Here is a 601-nt window from a genome sequence, read left to right as displayed (position 1 = left end):
CCACTTGGCGGCAATATCGGCGTCCAACTGTTGCCTATTGTCGGGGTTAAAGATGGCAACATGATGAAACTCTAGCCGATGCAGTGGCTGCACAGAATCAATCACTGCGCGAGTGCCGCCCATATCCGGATCAAAAAAGGTGATGTCGCTGCCCTCTTCCCACTCCCCTTCGAATTGAGATTGAGGTGAAAATGCCTGCGCCCAACGCTTGTAAAGCTCAGCATCCGTCAGCACTCTCCATACGCGCTGCGGAGTCGCGGTTATTTCTACGTAATAGGTTAATGTAAGCATGTTTTCTCTCCCTGAACCTTCATTGACGCTAGTTTATTCTCAGGAAAAATCAAATTTGCTTGCGTTTTAAATGCTTATCTCAACTTACTTTTACGAGGCACTAAGATGTTCTCGTTTGTAACGCCTTGCTTTGATGATGCTTGACCAATACATCCCAGCACCCATTCAATACCGTCGCGAGCACAATTAAGCCCATGCCCGCGATTTGAGTGCGGCTCATTACATCAGCGAAAAAAAGTGATTGCCAAACGGCCGTAAACAACAAGTTGGTAAAAATCAGTGGTGCGAGTTGAGAGCCGCTACTGGCCAG

At 47.8% G+C, this 601-nt stretch carries 1 protein-coding gene and 1 pseudogene; both read right to left on the bottom strand.

Going from position 1 to position 601, the window contains the following annotated elements; all coding sequences use genetic code 11:
• Window positions 1-291 (bottom strand): SRPBCC domain-containing protein (locus tag R8N49_RS28750; protein WP_318190652.1); only part of this gene is annotated, 291 nt, incomplete at its 3' end.
• A gap of 100 nt (window positions 292-391) precedes the next feature.
• Window positions 392-601: pseudogene (locus R8N49_RS28745) on the bottom strand (EamA family transporter); the annotation flags it as partial.

The organism is Vibrio sp. 1978 (genome assembly GCF_033344345.1).
Note: the sequence above shows the minus strand (reverse complement) of the source record. Positions and strands in the feature narration are given on the sequence as shown.